The 4634-nt window shown below is 52.5% G+C and carries 7 protein-coding genes; 3 read left to right on the top strand and 4 right to left on the bottom strand.

Annotation, left to right across the window (positions count from 1 at the left end):
• Together LPA46_RS18480 and LPA46_RS18485 are read left to right on the top strand one after the other, a co-directional pair.
• Window positions 1-913: hypothetical protein (locus tag LPA46_RS18480; protein WP_230893780.1), on the top strand; the 913-nt coding region annotated here is incomplete at its 5' end.
• Window positions 914-1145: 232 nt separating this feature from the next.
• Complete coding sequence (locus LPA46_RS18485; protein WP_230893781.1) at window positions 1146-1475, top strand: hypothetical protein; 330 nt, start codon at window positions 1146-1148, stop codon at window positions 1473-1475.
• 17 nt (window positions 1476-1492) lie between these two features.
• On the opposite strand, the gene LPA46_RS18490 is transcribed toward LPA46_RS18485, so the two are convergent.
• The 4 genes from LPA46_RS18490 to LPA46_RS18505 all read right to left on the bottom strand — a co-directional run bounded on the left by LPA46_RS18490 (window position 1493) and on the right by LPA46_RS18505 (window position 3785).
• Window positions 1493-2104, bottom strand: coding sequence for a hypothetical protein (locus LPA46_RS18490; RefSeq protein WP_230893782.1), 612 nt, complete (start codon window positions 2102-2104; stop codon window positions 1493-1495).
• Between the two features lie 70 nt (window positions 2105-2174).
• Window positions 2175-2420 (bottom strand): DUF7692 domain-containing protein, encoded by a 246-nt coding sequence (locus LPA46_RS18495; protein WP_230893783.1) that lies wholly within the window; start codon window positions 2418-2420, stop codon window positions 2175-2177.
• 244 nt (window positions 2421-2664) lie between these two features.
• A complete protein-coding gene (locus LPA46_RS18500) occupies window positions 2665-3300 on the bottom strand; it encodes a hypothetical protein (RefSeq protein ID WP_230893784.1) in 636 nt (211 codons plus the stop codon).
• Window positions 3297-3785, bottom strand: a complete 489-nt coding sequence (locus tag LPA46_RS18505) for a MarR family transcriptional regulator (RefSeq protein WP_230893785.1) — start codon at window positions 3783-3785, stop codon at window positions 3297-3299. Before LPA46_RS18505 ends, LPA46_RS18500 begins: the two co-directional genes overlap by 4 nt.
• Before the next feature lie 118 nt (window positions 3786-3903).
• Between LPA46_RS18505 and LPA46_RS18510 the strand changes: the two genes are divergently transcribed.
• Window positions 3904-4464 (top strand): hypothetical protein, encoded by a 561-nt coding sequence (locus tag LPA46_RS18510; RefSeq protein ID WP_230893786.1) that lies wholly within the window; start codon window positions 3904-3906, stop codon window positions 4462-4464.
• Window positions 4465-4634: the final 170 nt, after the last annotated feature.

Here is a 4634-nt window from a genome sequence, read left to right on the forward strand (position 1 = left end):
CCGCGCCGTCGCCGACGGCGACATGACGACGCTCCAGCACCAGCAGGGCAACACGAACCAGCGCGCCGATATTAGCGGCGTGAAGGCGATACAGCAGGTTGACGACCTGATTAACGGCGCCGCGCCCGTCGTCGTGATACTCGGGGAGATGGGCGCCGGGAAGTCGAACTTCGCGAGCCTCCTTGGGCAACGCTACGTGCACAAGAACCCGTCCGCGCTCGTCGGCACGAACATCAAGAGCCTCCGCGAAAAGAGCGCGTGGACCGACGAGCGCGGCCAAGAACACGACGGCTACCTGCCGAGCTTCCCCGCGCTCAAAACGTGGCTTCAACAAGATGGGAACCCGCTCCATCATGACCAGACGGCGAAGCTCGCAATTCTGGACGAACTGAGCAGCGCGGCGAGCGGCAGCGGGAAGGATGGCCAACTGACGCGGAAGTTGATGGGTCCGCTTGTGTTCAAGGTCCGCAAGTACGGCGGCGCGCTCATCGTGATAGCGCACGACGAGAGCAGCATACACCCGCTTCTGTGGCGGCTCGGCGTTATCGTGAAGAAGGAGAGTAAGAAGAAGGCGAGCATCTGGGAGCGCGTGACGAACGGGGAGCTTCGCGGGAAAATCGGCGAATTCGAGGGCGTTCCAAAGTCTGACTGGCGATACAACGACGGCGAGGCGTCGTCGTGGTCTTGGCAGAAGACAAGCGACGACAGCGACGAGCCTGAAGTCGCCGAGATGGACGTGAAGCGCGTGTCTATGTGGACAATAGCGCAGGGCATGGAAGCGGGGCAATCACCTCGCGAAATCGCGGAAAACGTACCGTACACGCACACTACCGTCCGAAATTGGTGGGACGAATACCAAGACGGCGGCGAGAAGCGTGAATGGGTTTCGGACGTGGAGGCAGCAATCGCATGATAGCACCGACCTGTAAACGTGTAAAGCGCAACCAACCCCCCTTTACCATTGGCCCATCGCGACGAGGCCGAGCACGCACGCGTGCTCGCCACGATGGGCGGCGCGCGGCCGGCACCGCCGCAGAGATATATATAAGACGCGCGACGCCCGCGTATCGCGTCGCCCAACGCGGGTCAGAATAGAGATGCCGTCGAAGAAGGCGAATAAGTACGGGACAGCGGTCGAATACAAGATGGCTGAGCACTACGACGTAGACCTCGCCCGCGCCAGCTGGAAGGACGCCGACGCACCGGACGGCACGCCCGTCGAGATTAAGGCCGCGATGCACGAGCACGCCGACGGCCAGCCCGGCACGTTCAAAATCTATCGGGAGTACCACGAGAAGCTACAGCAGAACGGCGGCGTCTATCTGTTCGCGGCGTACCGGATTCGCGGTCGTGGCGTCCAAGTGCTCGCGCACGGCCGCCGTCGAGCGGCGAAACTCCCAACGGTTCGCTGGCACGGTGGTGGGGACCACCGAGGAACCAAGCAGGCGAAAATAAAAATCCGTGATGTACTATAATTTAAACGGTGATCGGTTTACTTATCGAATTCTTCAATTAGTGTCTCTGATACCTTCTCTAACGTCTTTTCGTCAGAAGCCATTTGCTCGAAGATAGTATGAATTCGTTCTGCGATCCTCTCAAATCTCTCCTCCGAATCCTCCTCGAAAAATATCCACGGTGAATGTGCTATATCGTTTCTCGCACTAAGAAGCTCGCTAACTGCTTGTTCTTCCTCTTCGGATAGTATTCCAAACATGGATATGAGAGTATGACGACCTGAGTTACCCAAAGAATGTTGCAAAAAGTTCATTTCTGAATTGCTTAGTTCGGAACCCTTCTCCTCCTCAAATCGAGTGACAAGGTGTCCCAGAAGCAGATACTCAATAAAGGTCGCTTGACGGATGATTGCCGGCTTATACAAACCTTCATCCAAATATTCTTCTTGAATTGAATGTTCTATTTGTAATATCGTTGCAACCTTCTCGTTATCCTCTGCCCGATTGTAGTAATAGCTAAAGAGGAGAGCCTGTGCGGCCTCGGCCATCTTCTCGAAATCTATCGCTTCAGTGTTGATTGACGACAGAGAGGAGCTGTTGGTTGAGGATAAATCAGCTCCCCATGAGAGGTCCGATTTTTCTAAACCCATATCTCCGCCTTCTGGTGAGCTAACAAATAATCGGGGGTGTCTCGTATCAGTTTAATTCCCTCGCACGCAGTTACTCGGTGTCAATACTGGTTGTAATTTCATATTGAAGTTGCATGGCTGGCGTGCTCAAAACCTCGGCAAGCTCGGGCGTCATGTCTGGATGGGCGAGTGCGCGCTGTTTGGCCTTCCGGTCGAGGCGGGCGTGCTCGCAGGCAGCGACGACCGCGGCGGTCTTGGTATTCTCGTCGAGCGCGTCCATCGCGGCTTCGATGGCGTCGAGGCGGTGGGCGTAATCGCCGTCGGTTCGGATTCGCATACTGGATTCGTACACACGACCCGGCTTAACCCATGTATCTCGGGTTACTCAACGGGTGATTTCACCCTGATTCTGCGCGTTTCGGGGCGGTCGGCGCGGCCGCAACCGGTCGCGGTGGGCGATGGGCGCCGAGATATGCACACGAGCTTCGCGGTCTCGTGTGCAGATTCGGGAAATGGATTCTCTCGACGCGCAACCCCGTGGAAGACTACATATAGCTCCTCCTCTAGGAATGCCAGTTCTATTATTCAGTCTCCGTTTCCTCTTCTTCGTCTTCTTCGTCTTCTTCCTCTTCGAGTTGCCCAACTATGTCCCCAATATCGTATTCTGTTCCCTCCAACACTTCCTCAACTGTTTCACTCAGTTTGTCAGTAAGTTCTTCTTCCAGATCATCATCAATTTCCTCTAGCTCGTTTTGTTCCGTTTGTGGGGGTTCAGAGAGTGAGATCATCGGTAGAATACCACGGAAGGAATTCTCCACTAAACCGGATACTGGGGAGAGTACTTCCGAAATGAGGGCGGATTCAACATGGAATCTGAATTCCCATGGCAAGGACCGATACCCATCCGATTCCCATGTCGAAATGTATTCCTCAAACTCTTCTTCTGACCCTTCAATAGCAGCAATCACTTCTGTCACAATCTCTCCTACTTCATTCTCCTCCTCGTCCGATACAGGGGGAGTGTCACCTAATGGGGAGCCATATCGCTTGAGATCAAGGGTTATCTCAAATACAGACTGCAGAGATTGTGTTTCTTCGTCGTATTTTGGGTCATTTACAACTTCAAATTCAATCTCGATTCCACCCACATCAACGTCTTCGACGTTCGGTTCAAGCGAAAGTTCTAACTCTTGGATATAGAATTCGGTCGATTTCATGCGAATCGTTTATCTCTCGCTTGAAGCGGTTGATTTGGCTCAAAGCTCTCTGTAGCAACAGTTTCCTTATTCTCTATTGTCTTGACTTGCACATTCTGGACGTACCCTCCTTTCCACCGATCAGACATCACGAACTCCTGGTTTTGTTCATCCGTCTTGTATTTTGGTTTGGTAGCTTCGTAAAGCGCATCCAAGAGATTATGTCCAAAATTTGTGACTGTGTAATATCCAGTCTCTTCATCACCAAACGCGTCAGTAACCTTCTTCCTCACCCAACCACCAGTCTCCAAGCTTTTCAGTGCATTTGAGAGGCTTTGTGAGTGCACACCCAACTCCTCTTCTAACTGGGTGAATTGCATATCGCCGTTCTCAATCAAACTCATCACTACTGCGTACGTCAGTTCATTCTTACTATCCATACCTTCAATCGCGATCTTGACCTCCGTGGGAACCCGATTAGCGTACCCGTTGTATCTCTGGCCCATTCTTGGTCAAGTTCTTTTGACCCGAGAGGTATAAATTCCGTTGTTCTTTTGCAACGTTAGTCTCTACTAACCTTCCGGCACATATTAACGATAGACGAGATAAACTAATCCTAACAGAATGAGCGGGGATCTGCCGGATAATATATCTTATCCGAACTGGGTTGGAGACGACTCACAGACGAACACGGTAGATCTTAATGTCCATATCTTCGGTCCCTACAGAGGAGAGTACCAAGACCTGCTGCTGGACATCTCGAGCTTTTTGCGAGAGGAGGGATACAACGGCGCGGCGATTTGTTCTGAGCTCCCCAACCATGATTCGAAGCCGGGAATGGGTGAAAGTGAGCAGAACTGGTGGGAAAGCGTCAATTGCCTCTTCCAAGCAGATGCAGCTATATTCTTATTCCTCGATCCGAGAGAGGATAGGCTAAATGGTGCTCCGGCAGAAGGCCTCAACTCCTCGGTATTTGCAGAATTTGTATATTGGTGCAACTTTTTCTCAGAGGATAGATTGGGTGCGATGGCTATTTTTGAGGGAGGCATGGAAAATTATGGGTCACTAATCCAAGGATTAGTTGACATATCTGGTATGCATCAGACAACCGTTGAGTCGGGAGAGATAGCCCGAATTAAAAAACTCTGTTTAGGAGAGTGTATCGAATGGGCGAGTCAAATATAACTGAAGTATAGAGCGGTCCTCTGTTGTACGGTGTATTTTGGACTGGTGGCCTTAGCCACACCCCTAACGGAGAACCGAACGGGCCCCGTGAGGTTCTCCGCGTGGGTGCGTCGGCGCGACCGCGCCGGCCGCCCGCGTCGAGAACGCCCATCGCAACTGAGATTTCACTA

The sequence above is a fragment of the Halobacterium sp. KA-6 genome, from assembly GCF_021029015.1.
In the GTDB taxonomy this organism is placed as follows: domain Archaea; phylum Halobacteriota; class Halobacteria; order Halobacteriales; family Halobacteriaceae; genus Halobacterium.